The sequence below is a fragment of the Psychrobacillus antarcticus genome (genome assembly GCF_029533155.1).
Taxonomy (GTDB): Bacteria; Bacillota; Bacilli; order Bacillales_A; family Planococcaceae; genus Psychrobacillus; species Psychrobacillus antarcticus.
Genome location: NZ_JAIZDB010000017.1, coordinates 148,449 through 172,513 on the forward strand (window position 1 = coordinate 148,449; position 24,065 = coordinate 172,513).

The following is a 24,065-nucleotide window of genomic DNA, read 5'->3' on the forward strand; positions in this document are numbered from 1 at the left end:
ATATGGCATTTGAATTATAGGAGGAAATACACATGACAAAAATAATAATCATAGATGATCACCAACTATTCCGCGAAGGAGTAAAACGCATTTTAGACTTTGAAGACTCTTTCGAAGTAATAGGAGAAGGTGATGACGGCCATGACGTCCTAAGCCTTTATGAAAAGCATCTACCAGACGTAGTATTAATGGACATCAATATGCCTACTAAAAATGGGGTAGAAGCAACAGGGGAATTACTAGAAAAATTCCCAGATGCAAAAGTAATTATCCTATCAATCCATGACGATGAATCATACGTATCGCATGCACTAAAAACAGGGGCACTTGGATACATGCTAAAAGAAATGGATGCCAATGCTATCGTCTCCGCTATCAAAGTAGTAGCAAAAGGCGGATCATACTTACATCCAAAAGTTACTAAGAACCTAGTTGCAGAATTCCGTCGCCTAAGTGAACGCGAAAACAAAGGAAACTTCCATCAAACAGAAATCCGTCGTCCATTCCATTTACTAACAAAACGTGAATGCGAAGTACTTCAATTACTAACAGATGGCCAAAGTAACCGCACCATCGGAGAAACACTATTCATCTCCGAAAAAACCGTAAAAAATCACGTATCCAGCATCCTTCAAAAAATGAACGTAAACGACCGCACCCAAGCCGTAGTAACCGGCATCAAAAACGGTTGGGTTGAAGTTCGATAATATTCATATTCAATCCCACTCCAGTGTTTTGGAGTGGGATTTTTACAAGAGAAATAACGTCCTGAAAAAGAAAAGTTGTGCCAAACGAAGTGAACGTTGCGCAAACGCCCACCAATGTTGCGAGAACTCCTCCCGAAGTTGCGCAACCACTCACAAACGTTGCGCGTCCGAGAAAAGTTGCGCCAAACGAAGTGAATGTTGCGCAAACGTCCACCAATGTTGCGAGAACTAATCCCGAAGTTGCGCAAACCGCCCACAAATGTTGCGCGTCCAAGAAAAGCTGCGCCAAACGAAGTGAAACCCCCTCCGAAGTTGCGCAACCACCCACAAACGTTGCGCATCCCAGAAAAGTTGCGCCAAACGAAGTGAACGTTGCGCAAAAGACCACCAATGTTGCGAGAACCCCTCCCGAAGTTGTGCAACCACCCACAAACGTTGCACGTCCGAGAAAAGTTGCGCCAAACGAAGTGAATGTTGCGCAAACGCCCACCAATGTTGCGAGAACTCACCCCGAAGTTGCGCAAACCGCCCCGAACGTTGCGCGTCCCAAAAAAGTTGCGCCAAACGAAGTGAATGTTGCGCAAACGTCCACCAATGTTGCGAGAACTCACCCCGAAGTTGCGCAACCACCCACAAACGTTGCGCGTCCAAGAAAAGTTGCGCCAAATGAAGTGAATGTTGCGTAAATGCCCACCAATGTTGCGAGAACCCACCCCGAAGTTGTGCAAATTGCCTGGAAAGTTGCGCATCCCAGAAAAGTTGCGCCAAACGAAGTGAATGTTGCGCAAACGCCCACCAATGTTGCGAGAACTCACCCCGAAGTTGCGCAAACCGCCCCGAACGTTGCGCGTCCCAAAAAAGTTGCGCCAAACGAAGTGAATGTTGCGCAAACGTCCACCAATGTTGCGAGAACTCACCCCGAAGTTGCGCAAACCGCCCCGAACGTTGCACGTCCCAATAACGTCCCTACAATCCATCACTTTTTCTTATTCTCCTTAAAGTATCGACTTGGACCAGACCCATGCGCTATCAAATCCATACTATTTAACATGCGAGACGCAGCATACTTAGAATCTATCATGCAGAATCTACGAAACTCTTTATTGGTAATTTTCTTATCAATTATCCAAAAGTAATCTCTCACAGCGGATATATGTGCATAGCGATCATTTTTCCCACATGCTCTACAATTCCAAGTTGTGTATACACGCCGCATCCCCAAAACCCCACAACCAGGACACTCCACCCCCGGCCGTATTTCCCCAGGAGAAATCCGATAATGTTCACAAAGTGGTGGATACACAAAAGCAGACCTACCTTCCAACAAAAACTTTTCAACAACATCTAACTCTTCATCAGAAAAACTCGTCTCGCCAGCACTATTGTACATCTGAGTCACTCGCTCAATCATGCTCTCTAATTTAAAAATGGGATAATGGGTAGGTTTTTGCATTATGCGGCAGGACTTAGCGGTCATGATGACGGCACCAGTCACTTTTATCTGGGGAAGGGTCGTGCGTAGAAACTCTTTCATGAAGCGAATATGTCGCATCAACTGAAAATACGGATTAGAAATGGGGGTCTCTACACCATTTTCCTCCTTATAAAATTCATCTAGCTCTTCATTAAAATACAAGCGTCCACTAATGTTTTTCGACTCGAGCACAATACAACATCGATCAGTAACAACAAGACAGTCAATTTGCACTTTCCAATCACCAAGCTCCAAACAAACATCAGAAAAAAAACGAAACTCACCACTCAAACGCAACTCATTCAACCTATCCACCAGCCGGTCCTCACCACGCACTCCAGCTTCTATCTTCCGAATCTCTTCACTGATAAAATCAAACATCCCAGATCCATCACGCAACCTGTTCAACAAAGCAAAATGTCCACTCATTACTTCAGCTCCTTTCTACCTATATCTTACATTCCAATACCGGAATATTCTACCTATTTCAGATGGGAACATAATAATTGAGTTTTCGTCCTAATTATGACAAAATAACCTTCAGCAGGAGGAGACATAAATGAAAACAATTCAATCAATTACACTCGCAGCCCTCATACTAACGCTGGCAGCTTGCAATAGTAATGACGACACAGCCGAAAACACCAATTCTGCGGCTGACATCGCTCCAACGAACACACAAACCACAACTGATCACGGTGCGGAAAATAAAAGCGAAACCAGTATAGGCTTCGAAATGTCAGGTAGCAATATTGAAGAAGCGACAAATGTACCAGAAAAAGAAAAAACGGCATTAATCGACTCCTTCACGGAATATATGGAATCATTTAACGCAGAAGATACAGAACGCTATATGAAAACAATCTCCAAAAATCCAGAAGGCTTTAACTATGAAGCTGAAAAAGTGAAAATCGAAGAGACCTTCAAGGACTTCAATACGATTCGTACAGCGGAAGACATCACCATAATCGAATACGATAAATCGCAAGCACAAGTATTCTCCACAATCCATACTTCCTTTGAACAAATGGACACAGGCGCTAAACTTGATCAGAAGGGTCGCCAAGTAACTGTGTTCGTCAAAGAAGACGGCAAATGGCTAGTTTCCAGCGTCTACTATATAGGTGAAACAACTAAATAAGATTGCATCCCCCAGACATATATGATAAATATCATGTTTGGGTCTTTTTTATGCTTCCATTTGTACGAAAACTTCCGTAAACTACAGATAGGAGTGTGATTTATTAAATGAAGACAGCAATCGTAACCGACAGCACCGCATATATCCCGAAAGAAATTCGTGACCAACTGAATATTCATATGGTGCCGCTAAGCGTTGTCATCGGAAATGACACCTATCAAGAAGAAATAGACATTAACACCACAGAATTCTACGATAAAATCCGTAAAGGTGGAGCTCTTCCAAAGACATCACAGCCTTCCTTAGGAACATTTATCGAAACATACGAACAACTAGCGAAAGAATACGATGAAATAATCTCCATCCATTTATCCAGTGGCATCAGCGGTACACTTGCCGGAGCAGAACAAGCAGGAGAAATAGTAGGGGACACCAACGTGCGCACGTTCGATACTGAACTTTCATGCATGCCACAAGGCTTTTACGTCCTAAAAGCCGCTGAAATGGCTGAAACTGGTTCTACTCCAGATGCTATCATACAAAAACTAAACAGCATGAAAAATTCAATGCGGGCATACTTCATGGTCGACAATCTAGACCATCTCCATCGTGGAGGAAGACTAAACGGCCTCGAGCGCATCATTGGCTCTGTACTACAAGTTAAACCAATTCTGCACTTCGAAAACAAAGTCATCGTTCCATTCGAAAAAGTCCGTACACGCAAAAAAGCGATGAAACGGATTTCGGACATGCTACAAGATGACTCGAACCAATTCAACAGCATAAAAGCAACAATCATCCATGCAAACAACGAAAACGAAGCAATCGCATGGAAAAACGAACTCCAAACAACCATGCCAAACGTAGACTTCACGATCAGCTACTTCGGTCCCGTAATCGGTACGCATCTCGGGGAAGGATCTATGGGTCTCGGTTGGTTTAATAATAACTAACGAGGAGACTGCCCATGAACGAACAACTACAACAATTTCTCACAGGCCGCATCTGGCTTCGCGAACACACCCCATTCCCACGCGAAGTCATTGACGCCCACATCGACTCCGGCCACATCCACCTTAAACCCGGCATCACAACATACTCAAAATCCAACCTTTTTTGGCAATCAAACAAGCGCGTCTGCAACAGATGCCACAACATGAAGCCATCCTTATTTCAAACATTCAACTGTGCACGCTGTAACAAAGTTTGTACGTATTGCCGCCACTGTATCCGAATGGGTCGAGTGAGCAGTTGTTCGCAGTTACTCCTTTGGGACAAGCAGCATGCTCGCGGCGCGAATGTTCATGTGTTTGCATGGAGCGGCCAATTTACAGCACCTCAACAAAAAGCAAGTGAAGAACTACTGTCTAGTGTCGAACAAAACCAATCCCACCTTGTCCACGCAGTTTGCGGAGCTGGAAAAACTGAACTACTATTTCCCGCCATATTTGCAAGCTTACAAGCAGGCAAAAGAGTTTGCGTTGCCGCGCCAAGAACTGACGTTATTTTAGAACTATTCCCTCGCTTTCAAAAAGTCTTCCCAAACACAGCAATTCACGCCCTATACGGAAGCGCACCCGACCAGCATGGCTTCGCTGAATTAGTACTCGCCACTACCCATCAGCTCTACCGATTTGAACAAGCATTTGACGTCGTGTTTGTCGATGAAGCAGACGCTTTTCCCTATCATGCGGACGAAACACTCCAAAAAGCAGTCACCAAAGCCGCCAAACAGAATGCTGCCATTCATTATGTAACAGCCACTCCTACTGAATCATTAAAAACAACGAACCGATCCATTCTCACAAGAAGATACCACGGCCACGACCTTCCAGTACCGCGATTCGATAGTCTATGGGGATACGCTAGACAATTAAATAAAGGAAAAATCCCTCACAAACTACAAAAGTGGATAAATGAAAAAATAGATTCCAAAACTCCTTTTCTTATCTTTCTTCCTACTATTGAAGTGCTAGAAAACTTTCCAGGTGATCTACCAAGAGTACATGCCGAGCATCCAGATAGAAAAGAACTAGTTTTGCAATTACGCGAAAAGAAAATACCTGGTCTACTAACAACGACCATATTAGAAAGAGGAGTAACGATTGAAAATGTTCATGTAGCCATAGTTGGAGCAGAGCAACCAATCTTCACTTCCAGTGCGCTCATTCAAATAAGTGGACGAGTCGGTCGATCAGCACAGTATCCAAATGGAGATATCGTGTTCTTTCACCATGGGATAAGCAGAGAAATGGACAAAGCACAGGATGCGATAGAAGGGTGGAATCGTTCATGACCTGTTTAATTTGCGGCAATCCTTATCAATCTATGGCAACGTGGACGAAGATTTTTTTATACGAATTAGACTCGTCTACTTGCATAAGATGCTTAGAAAAGTTTGAAATATCACAGTCGACCATTGATTTCACTGATTTTCTAGGAACTCCCTATGAGGGAGCAGTCGACTCAGTTTATTGTTTATACACCTATAACGAAGCCATGAGAGAATATTTACACCAATACAAATTCCTCCAAGACGTTGCATTAGCCAAAGTATTTGCCAGGAAGCTACAACAGGCATTTCACACGAAAGAAGGCATAGTCGTCCCAATCCCCATGCATCCAGAAAAATTAGTACTACGCACATTCGCACAAGTGGACGAACTGCTAAATGCGGCACAAATCTCCTATCAACAATTACTCATTAAAACAAAATCTGAAACCCAAGGGAAGAAATCAAAAAAGGAACGTTTAAAAACAACCAATCTTTTCGAAACAATCCAAACAATCGAAGCAACAAATTACATTTTATTCGACGATATTTACACAACAGGTGCTACCATTCACCATGCAGCGAAGATTTTAAAGGACGCAGGAGCCAAAAGAGTCGACGCAATCACTTTAATAAAAGGCTAACCAACCGATAAAACAAGAGAGAATAATATCTGGAGGTAACAAAATGGGTGAATTAAAAAATTGTCCGTCCTGCGACGAGTTTTTTAACTATACGGGATTGAGAGAAGTATGTAATAACTGCGCTATGAACGAAGAAAAACTATACGAAACAGTATACCGATTCCTTCGCAAACGAGAAAATCGTGCAGCAACTATAGAACGAATTGTAGAAGTAACCGGCGTAGAAGAGTCATTATTACACAAATGGGTACGCAAAAACCGTTTACAACCAGCAATGTTCCCAAACCTAGGCTATCCATGCGATAACTGTGGGAAAATAACGCAACAAGGTAAACTATGCAAAAATTGTGTAGGAGACTTACAATCTGGCCTACGCCAATTCGACGCAGCAAAAGAATTCCGTGACAAAGTAGCTAGCCAAGAAAGTGCTACTTACCACGCTGATAACAAGAGAAAGTAAACTCTCACCTCGTGTGGGAGTTTTTATTTGGAATGAAAAACAATAATCCAAAAATGAGTTGCACACAAAAATCCTTGAGTTCCACCCAACCACCCGAGTTCCACCCAACCAAGTCTCAGTTCCACTCAAAGACCCTCCAATTCCACTCACCCCATTAATTCCCAAGACCTATTCTACACAAATCGTTCAAATTACTCTAAACACTTCATATTTCATGCCGAAATAAGATATAGACACTTTGTAAGAAAAGGAGAGGACGAAACTTTATGAAAATCACAAACGTTGGTTTAAACCAGGTAAATCCATACAAACGCAATCAACAACAAGCTGAAAAAGTACAAAATACAACTAAAACAACCGCAGATCAATTGGAAATTTCATCTGCTGCGAAAAGCATGCAAACAAAATCATCCGTAGAGGTAGAACAAGCGGAACGAGTTGCATCTATAAAAGCGGACATCGATGCAGGAACGTACAAAGTAGATGCGAAGAAACTAGCATCGAACATTCTAAATTATTACCGCATGTAACTTATTTCAGTAGGCGCCCAAACGCCAACTGAAATAAGTTACATGCCTCCGGCGGATGTCACAGATTTTGAAAGGAGTAAATTGTGCTCTGCACAATTCAAAATCTGGACGCAATTATGCCGAGGCATTATTGATTAGAAGGAGCTTAAAACATGTCCATCGATAACATATTGCAATCACTCAGCAAACTAGAAATGCTTCACAAAAGCTTGCTAGAGGTTGCATACAAAAAAACAGAAGCTATTAAAATTGGAGACATGGACAGTCTAAACCAACTGCTCAAGGACGAGCAGGCACATGTAGCAGGCATTTCACAGCTTGAACAACAGCGTCAACTAGAGGTAACGGATTACCTTCGAGCAAAAGGAATTGCTCCTACTGACAACCCAACTGTTGCACTTGTCTTAGAAAATACCAACACAGACGAAGAAAAAGCTCAACTAACAATAGCACGTAATAATCTACTACTTACGTTAGAAACATTAAAAAACCAAAATGACCTAAACCAAAAACTTACATTCCAATCACTGCAATTCGTCAACATGACTCTAGATATGCTACGTCCAAAGCCAGATCAAATGAATTACTCAAAAACCGAAGTAAAAGGTCCATCAAAAGACAAAACCTACTTCGACTCACAAGCATAAGGAGGCGAACCCATGGGCTCCACATTTATGGGATTAGAAACAGCTAGACGCGGTCTTACTACACAACAATCAGCGCTATATACAACAGGACACAATATTTCTAACGCAAATACAATAGGATACTCACGCCAACGTGTAAATATGGAAGCAACTTTAGGATATCCAGGAACTGGCCTAAATGCACCCAAGATCCCAGGTCATCTTGGAACAGGTGTGCAAGCTCAATCGGTACAACGTATTCGTGACCAATTTGTTGATCGTCAGTACCGTCAAGAAACGACGAAACTTGGCTATTGGGAAACTCGCTCAAATGCAGTTTCTCAAATGGAAGATATTCTTTCAGAGCCATCTGATTTCGGATTAAATGAGTCATTAGATCAGTTCTGGAGCTCCCTTCAAATTTTAAGCACAAGCCCTGATGATGCAAGTACCCGTAAGGTAGTTGTTCAAAAAGGGATAGCAGTTGCAGAATCGTTTAACTATATCAATAAACAACTAACCGATATTCAAGAAAACTTAAAAAATGAAATTCTAGTATCAACTACTGATATCAACTCAATTTTGAAACAAATCGCTGCGATTAATGAAGAAATTCAAGCAATTGAACCAAACGGCTATATGCCAAATGATTTATATGATGTACGCGATGTATTGCTAGATGAACTTTCGAATTATTTCCCTGTAGAAGTTTCTTACGAAAAATCTGGTGGTAACGCATTAGCAATTGCAGAAGGCTCTATGAACATTTCTATTAAAACTGCTGGTGGTTCTATTAATGTTGTAACAGGTAAAGACTTTGCTACTTTAACTGCAAACACAGGAAATACTACTCCACCAACACTAATGACAAACGCCGAGGGCTATCAACCTTTCACAAGTTTCACTGTTACTGGAAGTGGCAAAGCTCTAGGTGGTGAAATTAAATATGCTGATATGGAAGCTAATAAGGGGCAAATCCTTTCTCTTATTAACTCTCACGGCTATGGTGCGGCTGCAGACGAAACCGGCTTCTATCCAGAAATGTTGAAAAAACTAGATGAGTTGGCAAATGCATTTGCAACCGCATTTAATAATGTTCATACAACAGGTACCGATATAAATGGTGCTCTAGGTCAAAATTTCTTTGTTAGTAAAGTGACAGGGCAAGAAATAAGTGCGAGCAATATTATAGTAGATAGCAAGTTTGAAAATAATACTTCATTAATTGCTGCATCTAACTCACAACCCGCTATTGATGCAAATGGGAATCCTGTTGTTGAGCCAGGTAATGGAGCAAATGCATTATTACTTGCTAACATTAAAGCTAAACCACTTCCTGGGGATACAACAACTGGCGGATTAGGCGGAGCAACTATCCAAACATACTACCAATCGATGATTGGACAAATGGGAGTTTTAGGAGAGCAAGCAACTCGTCTTGCTACGAACTCGGCAACCATCCAATTAACTGTTGCAAATAACAGAGCTTCCATTAGCTCCGTATCATTAGATGAAGAAATGACAAATATGATTACATTCCAACAAGCATATAACGCAAATGCCCGTATGATCACAGTAGTAGATGAAACATTAGACAAAATCATAAACGGCATGGGCCGAGTAGGACTATAATAGGAGGACTTTAACATGCGCGTAACACAATCTATGCTATCTAGTAATATGCTACGTAACTTATCCAACAGCTACGGCAAAATGAGTACACTACAGGACCAAATTAATACGGGTAAAAAAATTACTCGACCATCACAAGATCCCGTAGTAGCTACTAAAGGGATAGGATATCGTACAGATTTAAATAAAGTCGAGCAATACCAACGAAATCTAGGTGAGGTTAACAACTGGTTAGATAGTTCGGATGATGCTTTAGACCACGTAGGAGAAGCTGTTAAAAGATTACAAGAATTAGTCACAGATGCTGCGAATGATTCAAAAACATCTGACGACCGTAAAAAAATTCAAGTAGAGATAACACAAATTCGTAAGCAAATACAAGATTTATCAAACACAAAAGTTGGAGATAAATATATTTTCTCAGGTACAAATACTTTAACTCCTCTTCATGATGGAAATACATTTACTGATACTTCTATTGCAACTGGCTTAAATAAAGAAGTGAAAATTGAAGTCTATGACGGCGTACAGATTAACGTAAATACAACTGGTATTCAATTATTTAGTGACATAGATGCAATGCTAGAAAAAATAGAAACATCTCTAGGTAATGGCAGTGCAGGTACTGTTATAAGTGGCTATTTATCGGATATAAACAATATGCAAAATAATGTCTTAGAAAAACGTGCAGATATTGGTGCACGCCAAAATCGTGTCGAAATGATGGAGAATCGTTTAGAGTCTCAAGAAATTATCGCAACAAAGCGTATGTCCGAAAACGAAGACATTGACTTAGAGAAAGCTATTACCGAAATGATTACCCAAGAATCTATCCATACGGCAGCACTTTCCGTCGGATCCAAAATTATTCAAGCGACCTTAGTAGATTTCATAAGATAATAAAAAGCGTATGGACAAATGTTCATACGCTTTCTTTAAAGGATGAGACGAATGAAAATACCCCAAATCCAAATTCAAACAACAAAAGCTGCATTAGGATTAACAATTCAACAGCCCAATCAGCAGATTCAACAGCCGCTAGCAGATATGCAGATTCAACAACCAGCAGCTGAGCTATCCATTCACACAACGGAAGGGCAATTGCATATTGACTCTTCACAAGCAAGGCGAGATCTTGGAATGATCAGTTCGATGGAAATGACAAGGAATTACGCCGAAAAAGGAAAACAAGCTGCGCTAGCTGGAGTTGCTCGTCGCGCAAGAGAAGGGGAGCAGCTCATGAGCATTGAAAAAGGTGGAAATGCCATCTATTCTATTATTGATGCTAGGACAGGTCCACAGAATAAAAAAATGGGAATTAAATTTATTCCAAGTGGCGATTCAGTAAAAACTACATATACTCCAGCAACCGTAGACATTCAAGTTCAAAAGAACGATCCTAAAATCGACGTTCAGATCAATAAACCGATTCATAATTATACACCAGAAAATGTTAAAATAGATTTAATACAAAAGCCTTCCATACAAATTGATTGGGAAGTGTAAAAATAGTGAGGAGAATAAAGATGAACATACAAACTGCTTACTTTGGGGAAGTAGAAATTGATCAATCAAACATATTAAACTTCCAACATGGCTTACCAGGTTTTGAAGATGAAAAAGAATTTATTTTACTTCCTATTGAAGAAAATAGCGTATTTCAAGTGTTGCAATCGGTTCAAACGGCAGCATTGGCATTTATCATTACAAACCCTTATGACATCACCACTCATTATAGCTTTGATATAGAAGAAGCAACTATACATGCACTACAAATAGAAGACGAAAAAGAAGTAGCAGTTTTCGCCATCGTATCATTAAAAGAAACCATCGAAAAGTCTACCGTAAACTTAAAGGCACCAATTATCTTAAACACGTCTAACAAAAAAGCGAAGCAAGTAATTTTAAACAATGAAGACTATGCAATTCGTCACTTAATCTCATCCGAAAGTAAAGAGGGGTGAGCAAATGCTAGTATTGTCTAGAAAAGTTGGAGATACTATTTGGATTGGGGAAGACATCGAAATAGTTATTTCGGAAGTAAAAGGGGAGCAAGTAAAAGTTGCTATAAATGCCCCAAGAAGTATTGATATTATTCGTGGGGAATTGAGACAAGATGTTTCTGCCTCTAATACAGAAGCAGTTATAACAAACTTAGATCTTTTCAAAAATAAATTTTAAAAGCTATTAAACTATCTCTAAGTTTTCCGATACTAAGTATGTAAGCAAGAAAAACTGTGTCCGGCCGGCTCAGTTCTCTTGAATGCATACTAAACTAAACACTGCTCACATGGAAGTGAGCAACACATTCCAAGGAGGAACTTATAATGAGAATTAATCACAATATCGCAGCACTTAACACACACCGTCAATTGACTACTGCTAACTCAAACCAATCAAAATCAATGGAGAAATTATCTTCAGGTCTTCGTATTAACAAAGCTGGAGATGACGCAGCTGGTCTTGCAATCTCTGAAAAAATGCGTGCGCAAGTACGTGGTCTAGATATGGCTTCTAAGAATGCTCAAGATGCAAACTCTTTAATCGCTACTGCTGAGGGAGCACTAAACGAAACTCATTCAATTCTACAACGTATGCGTGAATTAGCAGTACAATCTGGTAATGATACAAACACAGATGTTGACCGTGGAGAAATCCAAAAAGAGATGGATCAGTTAACTTCTGAAATTGATCGTATTGGTAACACGACTGAATTCAATACAAAAAAATTAATCAATGGTGGAGCTAATGTATCTGCGACTGCAACTGATGCAGATACTGGCGATGCTGCTTTAATTAAAGTATTAGGCGGTACAGGTGACACTAAGGTTGGTGCATCAATAGGAATTAATACATCAACAGTGGCAACAGCTGCAACGGCAACAGCTACTGTTGCAACTACTGGGACAGCATTGAATGCTGCAAGTGCAATTACTATTAATGGAACATCATTCTCTTTTGCGGATGCTGAATCAACTGATAATGTAATTAAAGCAATTAATGATGCAGGATTAGGAATAAAAGCTTCTTTAGATGCAACTGATATGTTGGTACTTACTAGTAATTCTGTAGGTAGTGCTTCAGAAATTACAATTGCTGGGGCAACAGGTAACTTTGTTGGTGCAGCAACTGGTTCTGGTACTGATGCTACAATTACAGCAGGTACTACAGCTAATTATAATAACTATTCAGCAGTAGGAAACACAATTACTATTGAAGATGGCGATGCAAAAGGTCTTTCTTTTGAAATATCTGGAGCACTTGATGTAACTGCTGATTCCACAATAACTGTTGCTTCAAACGGAACGTTAAACTTCCAAATCGGAGCGAATGAAGACCAAGAGATGAATATCTCAATTGGCGACATGAGAGCATCAGCACTTGGAGTATCTGGAATCAAAGTAAATAGCCAGTCTTCTGCAAGTGATGCAATCACTACTATCAATAAAGCAATTGAAACTGTTTCTGCGGAACGCTCTAAGTTAGGTGCTTATACTAACCGTTTAGATCACACAGTTAACAACTTAGGAACATCTTCTGAAAACCTAACTGCAGCAGAATCTCGTATTCGTGACGTAGATATGGCGAAAGAAATGATGAACCAAACAAAAGAATCTATCTTATCTCAAGCTTCTCAAGCAATGCTTGCACAAGCAAACCAAAAACCACAAGCAGTTCTTCAATTATTACAATAATTTTAGAATACATGAAAGGGACTCTAGCTTTGCTAGGGTCTCTTTTTTTTTTAGATTTACATTTGACATTTGGAATTGTTGCAAGAGAAAGTACTAAATTTAAGAGGAATATATATGAACTGAGATTCTAGCAAGTCAATAAGATTGAGTGGTAAATAATCGTCGAATTCAAAGTTTGTAGAAGATGAAAATGCAGAATAATTGTAATTTTAAGTAATAAAAATAATTTTAAAGGAAGGGACAAGATTATGAAAACTTTACAATCATTATTTGAAGAAAAATTTGAAATAAAAAACAAGTATTCTAGAGAAGAATTATGTTTTATAGTGGATTTCTTTAGAGGTGAAATAGGTAGTCTAGCGCTTGATTTATATCATAGTAAAATTGGACGAATTTCGAGAAGTGATGTGGTTCTTGGTAAGATAAGTTTTAATCCTAGACATATATTGAAAGCTTTATATATTGAAGGTATTATTACTAAGGATAACTTTGAAGACTTTATTGAATTAGATGATGGAAGATTATTTAATTTATTATTTACTAATATTAAGGATTACAAAGAAGAATTAATTAAACTAACAGATGATGTAGAAAATCTAATGAAAATTCTTGAATTAGTAAAATAAGTTGTTTTAAATCGAACTAGTCTATATTCAAATGGGAATAAATATTTGTCCACAGTATCAAAAACAAACATGAGAGAATAAACATTCACGATGATTGAATTAACTTGTATGTTAACTAAGTAGTGAGAATTTGATATACATACTCTGTTATTTAGAAAGGAGTAGTATGGATAAAGAGACTCAAGAGCATAAAAGATTTCTTGAAGAACAACTTGAATGGTGTAAGGAACAAGATAATATCTTAGAGGAAATAGAAGACAAACTGTATGAAATGAAAGAAATAGCAGAGTGCGCTCTTGTAAATGACATGACTACCAATGAAATTGCGAGATTTAATCATCAGCTGGATAACTTGAAAAGGAAGTTCAGTCTCTTGAAAGACAGTTACAGGCTGTTGTACACTAAAACTAGAAGGGTAGTGTTCGTATGGATATTGCATTATTATCAATGGTCATGAGCCAACAGAACGTTATGCAACAAGCGTCGATGTCAGTTATGAAACAAGCAATGGGCAGTGCCGAACAGCAAGGTGATGCGCTTCAAAATCTAATGACTACGACAGATGCAGCTGCGATTCAACAAGCTGCTCAGCCACATTTAGGTGGAAACATTGACTTGAAATTATAATAGAAGTATTTTGGAGTAGCCTTGATGAGAGGTTGCTCTTTATCTTTTTCGGGCAAATGGGAAAAGTAGATTATGTCCAGAAATTCTAGTTCCACTTTATTCGTTTTAAATATATATCCAAACCATCTTTTCGCATACTTATGGACAAACTTACATTAAATTATTCAGAAATATAATTTTAGACATCCCCAAGTAATTACCTGCAAATTCTACTATGATATTTAGCTTAGTCCCTTTTGATTAAACTCACTTCGGTTTTAGAGCCTATATTCTCATTTATAATATATTTCAAATATAAAACTTTTTCTAACATTATCTTTTTCAATGCATACCTTAAAAAAGTTTTATTTTTGCCGATATAAACTGTAAGGATCTTCTAATATAAGGAGGCAAGTAGGCATGGTAAATAGAATAGCTGAGAGTGGTACTAATACTGCTATTATCTTTTCTAATAAGCAGGAAAATATCGGTAAAAAAACTATCATAGAGAGTAAAGTGACTCCTTCAGAAATGCAAGACATACAAAAAAGTGAAGAAACGTCGAAAGAAAACTTAACACCCGATAAAGTGAAGAAAATGACAGAGAGTTTAAATGAATTTTTAGAAACTACAAGTACTAAATTGAGATATGAATTTCATGAAAAATTAGAAAAATACTATGTTACGTTAGTGGATTCTGAGACTGAACAGGTCGTCCGTGAAATTCCAAATAAGAAATTGATGGATATGTATGCCTCGATGTTAGATTTTATTGGAGTGCTAATAGATAAAAAAATTTAGAAAGCTGGTGTTTTTATGCGTATTGGTGGTTTAGCAAGTGGAATGGATACAGAATCGATGGTTAAAGAGTTAATGAAGGCTCATCGAATCCCTTTAGATAAAATAACGCAAAAGAAACAATATACGGAATGGCAACGTGATGATTATCGTACTGTCAATCGTACTTTAAATGATTTCAAAACTTTAACAAGCGATAGTATGCTAAGACAATCCACATTTATACAAAAAACAGTCACATCCTCGGCACCAGAAAACGTTTCTGTAAAAAATATTAACTCTGTAAGTGATTTTTCTGGAAAACTTAAGATCGATAAGCTTGCCACGAATGCAAGTATGCAAAGTAGTAGTAAAGTAATTAATGATGCAGATTTGAATAAGAAGTTATCTGATCTAACTCTAACAACAGTACCATCAGATTTTACTATAAAAGCTATCAAAAGTGATGGTACGTTGGATAATGGCTATAAAGTAAAAATAGACGTAAATTCAACAATGAAAAGTGTGTTGGATGATATTAACAAAAATTCTGGAGTAACTGCATTTTATGATTCTTTCTCCGGTAAAATTGCATTCTCAGCTAAAAATTCTGGTAATGTAGTTGGGGGAAATGAAATAGAATTCTCAGATAGTCATAGTTTTTTGAAAGTTTCAGAAAATAATACAATTTCCGCTGGGGCTACAGATGCAAACGGAAATAAATTAGGTACATTAGGACAAAATGCTGAATTTATATTTAATGGATTAAAAACGGAAAGACAAACTAATACTTTTCAAATTAATGGATTTGAAGTGACTTTGCAAAAAGTAAGTAATGAAGAGATTACATTTAGTTCTACTCCTGATACAGACAAAATATTAGAATCTGTTACTAAATTTGTAGATGAATATAATAAGTTAATCGAAGACTTGAATGGACAATTGCGAGAAAGCAAATATAAGGACTACCAACCACTTACTGACACAGAAAAAGAAACGTTATCTGAAGATCAGATTAAAAAGTGGGAAGAAAAAGCAATGAGTGGAACGCTGAAGAATGACAGCATCATTTCAGGAGTTTTAAACAAAATGCGAAGTGCAATGAGTTCAGTTGTTGGCGGTGTATCCGGTACAAATGCATTAAGTAAACTGGGCATTTCCACTTCAAGTAATTATTTAGAAAATGGTAAACTGATAATAGATGAGACAAAATTAAGAGAAGCAATTTCTGCAAATCCAAACCAGGTCTATGAGTTATTTGCTGCTGATGGTGTAAAGGATTCTGAAAAGGGAATAGCAAGACGACTTACTTCAGCACTAGATGAGGCAAGAACAAAAATTACAAGCAAAGCCGGTTCAGGAACTACAACGGTAAATAATACATTTGTTTTAGGACGTTTGTTGGCTGGCTATGAAGATCAAATGACCCGTTTTGAAGATCGTTTAGCATCTCTTGAAAGCCGTTATTGGAAGCAGTTTACAGCGATGGAACAAGCTATTCAAAAAGCAAATTCACAGTCTTCTTATCTGTCAGGGATGTTTAGCACAGGATCATAAGTAGTGAAGAAATATATTAAAGGTGTGGTGTAGTAAATGGCAGTGAATAATCCGTATCAAGCGTATCAGCAAAATAGTGTGACGCAATCTACCCCTGGTGAATTGACGTTAATGCTATATAATGGCTGTTTGAAATTTTTAAACCAAGCCAAAAAGGGTATTGAAACAAATAATATTGAATTAAAAAATACAAATATCCAAAAAGCTCAGAATATCCTTCGTGAGTTCATGGTGACGCTTGATATGTCCCAGAGTGTTTCTGGATCTATGGCAAGCTTATATGAATTTATGATTAATCGCTTAGTGGAAGCGAATATTAATAATGACATGGAAAAAATAGAAGAAGTTTATGCATTAACGTTGGAATTCCGAGATACATGGAAACAAGTGATTCAGATTAATCGTCAAAAACAATATGGAACACCAGGTGAAATATGATTCGTGATAGTCTAATTTCCTGGAAAACTACTACTGAAATGTTAATTACAATTTTAGATGTTCACGATGAGGATAAAAGGGATACTGTTATTGTGCAAGTGGACAGGTTGTTGGATGAACGTGAAACACTTAAATCGACTATACAAGCTCCATTTACAGATGCAGAACTAGCATTTGGCCAGGAGTTACTTCCATTAGAAAAGATAATGACTAAAAAACTTGAACACTTTACGCAAACGATTCGATTTGATATTACAGATCAGCAAAAGAAAAAAGTATCCTTACATGCTTATATGGATCCATATAACCAAGTGTTCCGAGACGGTACTTTTTACGATAAAAAGAAATAAACAAACTGGCATTAGCTCATGCTTTTGCCGGTTTGTTTATATTTACATATGAATTGGGGCTAATACAATGACAAATTTAACAGAAGAACAAGCACAATTAGTTCGAGAATACACAACAATGCTTCAAAATATAGAGGAAGCATTTGAATACGTGGTGGCAAGTTTTACAGATTACTCGAAAACAGAGGGGGACCTTGTGTTGAGTGATATTCTTTCTTCCTTTGTTCAGCTTATTCAAGTGAACGATGATTTAACGAATATTTACCATGACAATATGGAAGTGAAAAACCCCATTCTTAATTTCCAAGAAGTTATTAATACAGCTGAGAAGTTAGATGGTATATTTGAAAAGTCTCAAGAAAAACAAGAAGTGGTTCAACAACATCTATACCCAGCATATAAAAAATGGTATGAGTCTATTCATCCACAATTAGTCGTATATACACAAGTATAAAATCTAACCCAATGTGAAAGAATCATTGGGTTATTTTTAAATCCTAAAACTTATACTCCTTCAACAATGCCTCCAACTTCAAAGCTAGCCCAATACTCCCATCAACCTTCAACTTACCAAACATAAAAGCAGTAGTGCTATTCAAATCCCCTGCAAGAAGTTTCATAAAGTCCTTCGAGTTCAAAGTTAACTTACAATCTGCTTTTGTAGTGGTATCGTCAGATACTTCTGCAGTTCCATTTGCTAAGATTAGCTGTTTCACACAAACATTATCTCCAGTTAAATTAAACTCATATCGTACATTTTCGTTTTGTATTGGTGCTGGGTTTTCGTTCATCGTCGTTTCAATTAGTTGCCATGTTTCGTTCATTTTATAGTCATCCTTTCTTTTTGCGAGTGAATATCCATTCATATTTATATTTTCTCATATTTTCATCTTAATTTCGAGTTAATATTGCCTGGGAAATTAATTGCAAAATGTAATGTGTTTGATTAGTAGAAATGTTATTATAAATATAGTAGTTATTTAGAAGGAGGGTCTTTATGTTAAAGAAAGTGCTAATAGTAACAGTTTTACTAATTTCATTTGCATCGACTGCTAGTGCTAATACCTTATATGAAGTGAAAAAGGGAGATACACTATCAAAAATTGCCAAGCTCAATAAAGTATCGGTCAACGATCTCCGTTCATGGAACCAGCTGACGAAGGATAGCGTTTATATAAAACAAAAATTGGTTGTGAAAAAGCCGACTGTAGCAACTAAAACTCCAGTAAAAGTGGTTGTTGCGAAACCTATAGAAGTTACTAATACATCCAAACAAGAGACAGTAGTTACACCAGTTCAAGTTAAGGATGCTTCGTTGATCACAGCACCTAGTTTAGTTCAAACAAATAATCTATCTGCTAAAGGACAAGCTTTGTATCCTTTAATAGTAGATTTTGCAAAGCGACTAGAAGGGATTCCTTACGTATTTGGTGGTTATTCAATTTCCGGGTTTGATTGTAGTGGATTTATTTATTTCTTACATGCGCAAGCAGGTTTAGATATTACGAGACAAAGTAGTGAGAGTTACTTTACACAAACTTCTGCTGTTACGATACCAGTTGTAGGCGATTTAGTGTTTTTCCAAAATACATATAAACAAGGAATCTCTCATATGGGAATTTACATAGGTGATAATAAGTTTATCCATACTGGGTCAAAAGGTGTGGAAGTAACGAGTTTAGAATCCTCTTATTGGAAAGAACATTTTGTTTCATTCAATCGATTTAATTCATTAACTCTAAGATAAAGAAGAACTTAAAGGAGAAAAACTATGAAATGGACAATCGCTAAAAAAATGTGGCTAGGCTTTGTCACTATATTAGTAATATTAGTTGTAGTCTCGGTGTTGTCGATTATGTCATCGGGCGATAATAGTAAAAAATATCAATTTTTATTGGATGATAGAGTGGTTAAAGTAGATCTTGTAAAAGATATTGAGATTTCTCAAAAAGACACGTCAAGAGCATTGATGGATTATTTACTATTTACTACAGATGAATCGAAAAAGAGTGTAGAGGAAAATCAGCAAAAGACGAATGAGTTAACTGCTGAACTACGCAATAAATTATTTTCCCCAGAAACATTAGATATGATCACAGTAATTGAAAAGAAAAATGATATGTTGGCTGCTATTAATGCAGATGCTATTAAGGCGAAAATGGATAAAGATACAACAGCGCTCAATAAATTCACTGCAAATGCAAAAACTACCAATACAGATGCACTCAAAACTTTAGAGGGTATTGAACAGTTTTTACAACAGGACATGGATAAAACCAGAGATGAGATTGCTAGATATGAGAAAGTAGCTAAAATCTTCCTTATAAGTTTAGTTATATTAGGAGTTATATTAGGAGTTATTTTGGCTTATTTCATAAGCAAAAGTATTTCAAAACCTGTTAAGCTTGTTACTGCAGGTCTTTCAGAAATTGCAACTGGCAATTTAACTGTAGAGCCAGTAATTATTAAAAATAAGGATGAAGTAGGCGAAATGGCAATTGCTTTTAACACGATGACTAAAGATTTGCTTAGCATAGTTTCTGGCGTTCGGGATTCTTCTATGCAGCTTGCTGCTAATGCAGAGGAGCTTTCAGCTAGCTCGGAAGAAAGCTTAGCCTCTTCTCAGATGGTTGCAAAATCTGCAGAAGCCCAAATGGTATCGAGTGAACAGCAAGTGCACCATATGGATACATCTGTCCAGTCATTGACAGAGTTATCGCAAGGTATCGGTCAAATTTCTGTTAGCAATGAAGAAATGTTACAGTCTGCAACAGATGTACAAAAGCTAGTCCATACAGGTTCTAATGTTGTATCAGATGTTGCCAAACAAATGGATACCATTCATCATACGTTTAAAGATACAACGATAATCATGCAAAATATGGCTAAGCATTCCAATGACATTCAAACCGTTACTGCTTTAATAACGGATATTTCCGAACAGACAAATTTACTGGCCTTAAATGCAGCTATTGAAGCAGCAAGAGCTGGTGAATATGGGAAAGGCTTTGCAGTTGTAGCAGATGAGGTACGTAAGCTTGCTGAGCAATCTAAGAATTCTGCAACGGAAATAGCCTCTATGGTTCAACTGATTCAAAGTGCTTCAGGTAAAGCTGTTCATGCTATTACAGCTGGAGGCGAGAAAGTAGAAGCGGGTATCGCCAAAACGACAGAATCCTTAAAAGTATTCCAAGGCATTGAAGAAGCAGTTGGAGATGTTGGTCTAAAAGTGGAATCGGTTTCTGCAGCTATTGAACAAATTCAAGCGATGGCGGAGTCCGTATCTCAAGGGGCTTTAGAAGTACAGAGACTTGCAACACTTGCTGCTGACGGTGCTAATGATACAAGTGCAGCTACCCAGCAACAAATTGCTGCAAATGAAGAAATTTCGGCAAATGCACAATCTTTAGCAGATCTTGCAGAAGTATTACAAAATAATGTTAGTCACTTTAAAATATAAGAAAGAAGCGACTCCTATTCGTATATGCGAATAGGGGTAGTTTCTATGTCTATGGATTGAAGTTGCGAGAATCGGCTGGAATGTTTCGCAAACGGGTCAGGATGTTGCGAGAACGACCCGAAATGTTGCGCAAAAACAAAAAACGTTGTGCAAACTGCAAACAACGTTGCGATAAACTAGAATGTTGCGCAAAAGACCCATGATTGCGAATATAGTGCGCAATATTGCGACAAAACAAAAAATGTTGCGCAAAAATTCTCCCACTCCCTTCAGGGAAAACTTTATTTATTATAAAATGCAACTAGGGAGCGCCCTTATTTTCCCTTGCAATCACCTTCTAATATTCTAGAACTCGTCACAAAGTTACCTACGAAAATCGAGTATACTTGCAGTAGGGAGTTGTTTCGAAATGTATACATTCATTATTTTCATACATGTAATTAGTGCAGTATTATCGATTGGTCCATTTTTTGTTCTATTTCCTTTATTAGATAGGATGAAAGGTAAAAATAAAGAAATGTTAGATACAGCTTTAGAAGTGTTTCAAGCGGCAATTCGTCTTGTTAAACATGCTGGTCATGTTCTTGTTGGATCGGGGCTTCTGCTTGTTTGGCAGGGGAATTGGCCATGGACAACCTCGTGGGTGATTATGACGATTGTTGTGATGGTAGTTTCAATTGCATTTCTCGCAAGTGCATTTAAGCCTAAAATACGAGAATTTCATGCAGGAGCGATTGATTTAGATACACTCATAAAGAAATTAAGGTCAGCCGTGTGGAAATATATTATATTGTTACTACTCATGCTATGGTTTATGGTTGCAAAACCTAATTTATGGTAATAGAAAACCCTTTCTCTTCGTGGAGAAAGGGTTTTTACATGTTAACTTGCGATTCTCTAAGTGGATCTTGCGGTTCGTCCAATTTGACTTGCGATTCTCCATTAACAGGTCCAAAATCAACCCGTAACTTGCGATTCTCGACCTAGACCTTGCGATTTACCACAAACAACTTGCGATTCACAAAACCCCACTTCTAATTCCGCCAGCCTCCAAATAATCCAACAATCTCCTATTATAATAGAAACTTCCATACAAAATTATCCTTCACAATTCCCCAGGAACATAGATATCTTACATACTCCTGTCATTTTAACAAAAAGTTCACAATTATTTATTCTTTCTGCGAAATGCGATATATCGCAGATGTAAGCGATTACAAACATAATGAATATTCAAAAATGACTGATAATTGTAAAAAGGGTGTTGACGGGACATTTTAAAGACGATATGATATCAACAATATATTAAATATTGTGAGAAAATTCACAACCACTTAATTGTTAAAAGCTGCAAAGCTAAACGCTGCAAAAGCGGAAAGTATAGGAGCGATTAAATTGAGAAGTGACATGATAAAAAAAGGCGTCGATCGTGCCCCACATAGAAGTTTGCTTTACGCAACTGGGGTCAAGACGAAAGATTTAGATAAACCGTTTATCGGTGTTTGTAACTCCTATATTGATATTATTCCTGGCCATATGCATTTAAACAAATTTGCGGAGGTCGTGAAAGATGCAATTCGTGAAGCAGGTGGAATTCCATTTGAGTTCAACACGATTGGTGTAGACGATGGAATTGCAATGGGGCACATCGGGATGAGATATTCACTTCCGAGTCGTGAGCTTATTGCAGATTGTGCTGAAACAGTGATTAATGCGCATTGGTTCGACGGAGTATTTTACATACCAAACTGTGACAAAATCACACCAGGAATGTTAATGGCAGCTGTAAGAACAAATGTCCCATCTGTGTTTGTTTCAGGTGGTCCGATGGAAGCTGGTACTTCAGCTGATGGTAAACAACTTTCACTGACTTCTGTGTTTGAAGGTGTAGGATCATTTAAGGCGGGTGACATGACAGCGGAAGAACTACTGGATATTGAACAAAGTGCATGTCCAACATGTGGTTCGTGTTCAGGAATGTTCACAGCGAACTCCATGAACTCGTTAATGGAAATGTTAGGTGTAACACCTCCAGGGAATGGAACGATTGTAGCAACATCAGATGAACGTCATCGCCTCATTAAAGAAGCGGCGCATCACCTAATCCGTATGGTTAAGGAAGATGTGAAACCGAGAGATTTAATCACAAAAGAAACAATCGATGATGCATTTGCGCTAGATATGGCAATGGGTGGTTCAACAAACACTGTTCTCCACACATTAGCAATTGCACATGAAGCTGAAATTGAATACAACGTAAGAGAGATCAATGAAGTCGCTAAGCGTATTCCTTACTTAACGAAAATTATGCCAGCATCTGATTACTCTATGCATGATGTACATCTTGCGGGAGGAGTTAGTGCCGTTATCAAAGAACTTTGTGAGATTCCTGGAGCGGTTCATCCAGATCGATTAACGATTACTGGTAAATCACTCTATGAAAATGTCAAAGATGCAGAAATAAAAAATGATCAAGTCATACGCCGAAAAGAAAACCCATATAGTCCTGTAGGAGGCTTATCCGTATTATTCGGAAATATTGCCCCTGAAGGCGGAGTAATCAAAGTAGGTGCGGTAGATCCTTCTATTAAAGAGTTCACTGGTAAAGCGATTGTGTTTGAATCACAGGAAGCTGCACAAGAAGCTATTGATGCCGGTATTGTTCAAGCAGGTCATGTAGTAGTTATCCGTTATGAAGGTCCAAAAGGCGGACCGGGGATGCCAGAAATGCTTGCTCCTACATCTGCAATTCAAGGTCGCGGATTAGGAACTAAGGTTGCACTAATTACAGACGGTCGTTTCTCAGGAGCGTCTAGAGGAATTTCCATTGGACATATTTCTCCAGAAGCTGCAGATGGTGGTCCGATTGCTTTAGTTCAAAATGATGATGTGATCGCTATTGATTTAACAAATAGAACGATAGAATTACAAGTTAGCGATGAGGAATTAGCTTCCAGACAAGCAAACTTACAACCATTTGAACCAAAGATTAAAAAAGGATATTTAGCAAGATATTCAAAACTAGTAACATCAGCTAGTACTGGTGCAGTAATGAAGATCTAAGAACGAA

Annotated in this window: 27 protein-coding genes; 25 read left to right on the top strand and 2 right to left on the bottom strand. The window is 38.1% G+C overall.

The window, feature by feature from the left end; all coding sequences use genetic code 11:
* Window positions 1–32 precede the first annotated feature (32 nt).
* On the top strand, window positions 33–707 hold the full coding sequence (locus LDK52_RS10930) for a response regulator (RefSeq protein ID WP_277586000.1): 675 nt from the start codon (window positions 33–35) through the stop codon (window positions 705–707).
* Window positions 708–1,683: 976 nt separating this feature from the next.
* On the opposite strand, the gene LDK52_RS10935 is transcribed toward LDK52_RS10930, so the two are convergent.
* The gene (locus LDK52_RS10935) at window positions 1,684–2,610 is read right to left on the bottom strand and encodes a nuclease-related domain-containing protein (protein ID WP_277586001.1); all 927 of its coding nucleotides are present in this window, start codon (window positions 2,608–2,610) and stop codon (window positions 1,684–1,686) included.
* Between the two features lie 130 nt (window positions 2,611–2,740).
* Here LDK52_RS10935 and LDK52_RS10940 point away from each other — a divergent pair, with 130 nt between their 5' ends.
* From LDK52_RS10940 to LDK52_RS11035, 20 genes are all read left to right on the top strand, one after another.
* Complete coding sequence (locus LDK52_RS10940) at window positions 2,741–3,322, top strand: nuclear transport factor 2 family protein (RefSeq protein ID WP_277586002.1); 582 nt, start codon at window positions 2,741–2,743, stop codon at window positions 3,320–3,322.
* A 107-nt stretch (window positions 3,323–3,429) separates the two neighbouring features.
* Complete coding sequence (locus LDK52_RS10945; RefSeq protein WP_277586003.1) at window positions 3,430–4,275, top strand: DegV family protein; 846 nt, start codon at window positions 3,430–3,432, stop codon at window positions 4,273–4,275.
* Window positions 4,276–4,478: 203 nt separating this feature from the next.
* Window positions 4,479–5,618 (top strand): ATP-dependent helicase ComFA, encoded by a 1,140-nt coding sequence (locus LDK52_RS10950; RefSeq protein WP_320415362.1) that lies wholly within the window; start codon window positions 4,479–4,481, stop codon window positions 5,616–5,618.
* A complete protein-coding gene (locus LDK52_RS10955; RefSeq protein ID WP_277586005.1) occupies window positions 5,615–6,238 on the top strand; it encodes a ComF family protein in 624 nt (207 codons plus the stop codon). Before LDK52_RS10950 ends, LDK52_RS10955 begins: the two co-directional genes overlap by 4 nt.
* Before the next feature lie 43 nt (window positions 6,239–6,281).
* Window positions 6,282–6,698, top strand: a complete 417-nt coding sequence (locus tag LDK52_RS10960) for a TIGR03826 family flagellar region protein (protein ID WP_277586006.1) — start codon at window positions 6,282–6,284, stop codon at window positions 6,696–6,698.
* 266 nt (window positions 6,699–6,964) lie between these two features.
* On the top strand, window positions 6,965–7,228 hold the full coding sequence (gene flgM, locus LDK52_RS10965) for a flagellar biosynthesis anti-sigma factor FlgM (protein ID WP_277586007.1): 264 nt from the start codon (window positions 6,965–6,967) through the stop codon (window positions 7,226–7,228).
* Between the two features lie 152 nt (window positions 7,229–7,380).
* Window positions 7,381–7,875 (top strand): flagellar protein FlgN, encoded by a 495-nt coding sequence (locus LDK52_RS10970; RefSeq protein ID WP_277586008.1) that lies wholly within the window; start codon window positions 7,381–7,383, stop codon window positions 7,873–7,875.
* A gap of 12 nt (window positions 7,876–7,887) precedes the next feature.
* The gene (gene flgK, locus LDK52_RS10975; protein WP_277586009.1) at window positions 7,888–9,486 is read left to right on the top strand and encodes a flagellar hook-associated protein FlgK; all 1,599 of its coding nucleotides are present in this window, start codon (window positions 7,888–7,890) and stop codon (window positions 9,484–9,486) included.
* 15 nt (window positions 9,487–9,501) lie between these two features.
* Window positions 9,502–10,386: a flagellar hook-associated protein FlgL gene (flgL, locus tag LDK52_RS10980; protein ID WP_277586010.1), complete on the top strand. Its 885-nt coding sequence runs from the start codon at window positions 9,502–9,504 to the stop codon at window positions 10,384–10,386.
* Window positions 10,387–10,437: 51 nt separating this feature from the next.
* Window positions 10,438–10,992 carry a DUF6470 family protein gene (locus LDK52_RS10985; protein WP_277586011.1) on the top strand — a complete coding sequence of 185 codons (555 nt, stop codon included), beginning with the start codon at window positions 10,438–10,440 and terminating at the stop codon, window positions 10,990–10,992.
* Window positions 10,993–11,012: 20 nt separating this feature from the next.
* On the top strand, window positions 11,013–11,450 hold the full coding sequence (gene fliW / locus LDK52_RS10990; protein ID WP_277586012.1) for a flagellar assembly protein FliW: 438 nt from the start codon (window positions 11,013–11,015) through the stop codon (window positions 11,448–11,450).
* A 4-nt stretch (window positions 11,451–11,454) separates the two neighbouring features.
* Window positions 11,455–11,667 (top strand): carbon storage regulator CsrA, encoded by a 213-nt coding sequence (gene csrA, locus LDK52_RS10995; protein WP_277586013.1) that lies wholly within the window; start codon window positions 11,455–11,457, stop codon window positions 11,665–11,667.
* Window positions 11,668–11,813: 146 nt separating this feature from the next.
* Window positions 11,814–13,181: a flagellin N-terminal helical domain-containing protein gene (locus LDK52_RS11000; RefSeq protein WP_277586014.1), complete on the top strand. Its 1,368-nt coding sequence runs from the start codon at window positions 11,814–11,816 to the stop codon at window positions 13,179–13,181.
* A 248-nt stretch (window positions 13,182–13,429) separates the two neighbouring features.
* Window positions 13,430–13,807, top strand: coding sequence for a hypothetical protein (locus LDK52_RS11005; RefSeq protein WP_277586015.1), 378 nt, complete (start codon window positions 13,430–13,432; stop codon window positions 13,805–13,807).
* Between the two features lie 426 nt (window positions 13,808–14,233).
* Complete coding sequence (locus LDK52_RS11010; protein WP_277586016.1) at window positions 14,234–14,434, top strand: YjfB family protein; 201 nt, start codon at window positions 14,234–14,236, stop codon at window positions 14,432–14,434.
* 399 nt (window positions 14,435–14,833) lie between these two features.
* Window positions 14,834–15,214, top strand: coding sequence for a flagellar protein FlaG (gene flaG / locus LDK52_RS11015; protein ID WP_277586017.1), 381 nt, complete (start codon window positions 14,834–14,836; stop codon window positions 15,212–15,214).
* Between the two features lie 15 nt (window positions 15,215–15,229).
* Window positions 15,230–16,747, top strand: coding sequence for a flagellar hook-associated protein 2 (locus LDK52_RS11020; protein WP_277586018.1), 1,518 nt, complete (start codon window positions 15,230–15,232; stop codon window positions 16,745–16,747).
* A gap of 36 nt (window positions 16,748–16,783) precedes the next feature.
* Window positions 16,784–17,185, top strand: coding sequence for a flagellar export chaperone FliS (gene fliS, locus LDK52_RS11025; protein WP_277586019.1), 402 nt, complete (start codon window positions 16,784–16,786; stop codon window positions 17,183–17,185).
* Window positions 17,182–17,535, top strand: coding sequence for a hypothetical protein (locus tag LDK52_RS11030; protein ID WP_277586020.1), 354 nt, complete (start codon window positions 17,182–17,184; stop codon window positions 17,533–17,535). The genes fliS and LDK52_RS11030 overlap by 4 nt, the downstream gene beginning before the upstream one ends.
* Before the next feature lie 67 nt (window positions 17,536–17,602).
* Window positions 17,603–17,989, top strand: a complete 387-nt coding sequence (locus tag LDK52_RS11035; protein WP_277586021.1) for a DUF8042 domain-containing protein — start codon at window positions 17,603–17,605, stop codon at window positions 17,987–17,989.
* Window positions 17,990–18,032: 43 nt separating this feature from the next.
* On the opposite strand, the gene LDK52_RS11040 is transcribed toward LDK52_RS11035, so the two are convergent.
* A complete protein-coding gene (locus LDK52_RS11040) occupies window positions 18,033–18,359 on the bottom strand; it encodes an SCP2 sterol-binding domain-containing protein (RefSeq protein ID WP_277586022.1) in 327 nt (108 codons plus the stop codon).
* Between the two features lie 173 nt (window positions 18,360–18,532).
* On the opposite strand from LDK52_RS11040, the gene LDK52_RS11045 reads away from it, so the two are divergent.
* The 4 genes from LDK52_RS11045 to ilvD all read left to right on the top strand — a co-directional run bounded on the left by LDK52_RS11045 (window position 18,533) and on the right by ilvD (window position 24,058).
* A complete protein-coding gene (locus LDK52_RS11045; RefSeq protein WP_277586023.1) occupies window positions 18,533–19,282 on the top strand; it encodes a C40 family peptidase in 750 nt (249 codons plus the stop codon).
* A gap of 24 nt (window positions 19,283–19,306) precedes the next feature.
* On the top strand, window positions 19,307–20,995 hold the full coding sequence (locus LDK52_RS11050) for a methyl-accepting chemotaxis protein (protein ID WP_277586024.1): 1,689 nt from the start codon (window positions 19,307–19,309) through the stop codon (window positions 20,993–20,995).
* A 409-nt stretch (window positions 20,996–21,404) separates the two neighbouring features.
* A complete protein-coding gene (locus LDK52_RS11055) occupies window positions 21,405–21,836 on the top strand; it encodes a DUF2269 family protein (RefSeq protein WP_277586025.1) in 432 nt (143 codons plus the stop codon).
* A 554-nt stretch (window positions 21,837–22,390) separates the two neighbouring features.
* Window positions 22,391–24,058, top strand: coding sequence for a dihydroxy-acid dehydratase (ilvD, locus tag LDK52_RS11060; protein WP_277586026.1), 1,668 nt, complete (start codon window positions 22,391–22,393; stop codon window positions 24,056–24,058).
* Window positions 24,059–24,065 lie beyond the last annotated feature (7 nt).

Coding starts and splice junctions, on each gene's coding strand:
- LDK52_RS10930 (WP_277586000.1), top strand. CDS start 33: ATGACAAAAATAATAATCATAGATGATCACCAACTATTCCGCGAAGGA.
- LDK52_RS10935 (WP_277586001.1), bottom strand. CDS start 2,610: ATGAGTGGACATTTTGCTTTGTTGAACAGGTTGCGTGATGGATCTGGG.
- LDK52_RS10940 (WP_277586002.1), top strand. CDS start 2,741: ATGAAAACAATTCAATCAATTACACTCGCAGCCCTCATACTAACGCTG.
- LDK52_RS10945 (WP_277586003.1), top strand. CDS start 3,430: ATGAAGACAGCAATCGTAACCGACAGCACCGCATATATCCCGAAAGAA.
- LDK52_RS10950 (WP_320415362.1), top strand. CDS start 4,479: ATGAAGCCATCCTTATTTCAAACATTCAACTGTGCACGCTGTAACAAA.
- LDK52_RS10955 (WP_277586005.1), top strand. CDS start 5,615: ATGACCTGTTTAATTTGCGGCAATCCTTATCAATCTATGGCAACGTGG.
- LDK52_RS10960 (WP_277586006.1), top strand. CDS start 6,282: ATGGGTGAATTAAAAAATTGTCCGTCCTGCGACGAGTTTTTTAACTAT.
- flgM (WP_277586007.1), top strand. CDS start 6,965: ATGAAAATCACAAACGTTGGTTTAAACCAGGTAAATCCATACAAACGC.
- LDK52_RS10970 (WP_277586008.1), top strand. CDS start 7,381: ATGTCCATCGATAACATATTGCAATCACTCAGCAAACTAGAAATGCTT.
- flgK (WP_277586009.1), top strand. CDS start 7,888: ATGGGCTCCACATTTATGGGATTAGAAACAGCTAGACGCGGTCTTACT.
- flgL (WP_277586010.1), top strand. CDS start 9,502: ATGCGCGTAACACAATCTATGCTATCTAGTAATATGCTACGTAACTTA.
- LDK52_RS10985 (WP_277586011.1), top strand. CDS start 10,438: ATGAAAATACCCCAAATCCAAATTCAAACAACAAAAGCTGCATTAGGA.
- fliW (WP_277586012.1), top strand. CDS start 11,013: ATGAACATACAAACTGCTTACTTTGGGGAAGTAGAAATTGATCAATCA.
- csrA (WP_277586013.1), top strand. CDS start 11,455: ATGCTAGTATTGTCTAGAAAAGTTGGAGATACTATTTGGATTGGGGAA.
- LDK52_RS11000 (WP_277586014.1), top strand. CDS start 11,814: ATGAGAATTAATCACAATATCGCAGCACTTAACACACACCGTCAATTG.
- LDK52_RS11005 (WP_277586015.1), top strand. CDS start 13,430: ATGAAAACTTTACAATCATTATTTGAAGAAAAATTTGAAATAAAAAAC.
- LDK52_RS11010 (WP_277586016.1), top strand. CDS start 14,234: ATGGATATTGCATTATTATCAATGGTCATGAGCCAACAGAACGTTATG.
- flaG (WP_277586017.1), top strand. CDS start 14,834: ATGGTAAATAGAATAGCTGAGAGTGGTACTAATACTGCTATTATCTTT.
- LDK52_RS11020 (WP_277586018.1), top strand. CDS start 15,230: ATGCGTATTGGTGGTTTAGCAAGTGGAATGGATACAGAATCGATGGTT.
- fliS (WP_277586019.1), top strand. CDS start 16,784: ATGGCAGTGAATAATCCGTATCAAGCGTATCAGCAAAATAGTGTGACG.
- LDK52_RS11030 (WP_277586020.1), top strand. CDS start 17,182: ATGATTCGTGATAGTCTAATTTCCTGGAAAACTACTACTGAAATGTTA.
- LDK52_RS11035 (WP_277586021.1), top strand. CDS start 17,603: ATGACAAATTTAACAGAAGAACAAGCACAATTAGTTCGAGAATACACA.
- LDK52_RS11040 (WP_277586022.1), bottom strand. CDS start 18,359: ATGAACGAAACATGGCAACTAATTGAAACGACGATGAACGAAAACCCA.
- LDK52_RS11045 (WP_277586023.1), top strand. CDS start 18,533: ATGTTAAAGAAAGTGCTAATAGTAACAGTTTTACTAATTTCATTTGCA.
- LDK52_RS11050 (WP_277586024.1), top strand. CDS start 19,307: ATGAAATGGACAATCGCTAAAAAAATGTGGCTAGGCTTTGTCACTATA.
- LDK52_RS11055 (WP_277586025.1), top strand. CDS start 21,405: ATGTATACATTCATTATTTTCATACATGTAATTAGTGCAGTATTATCG.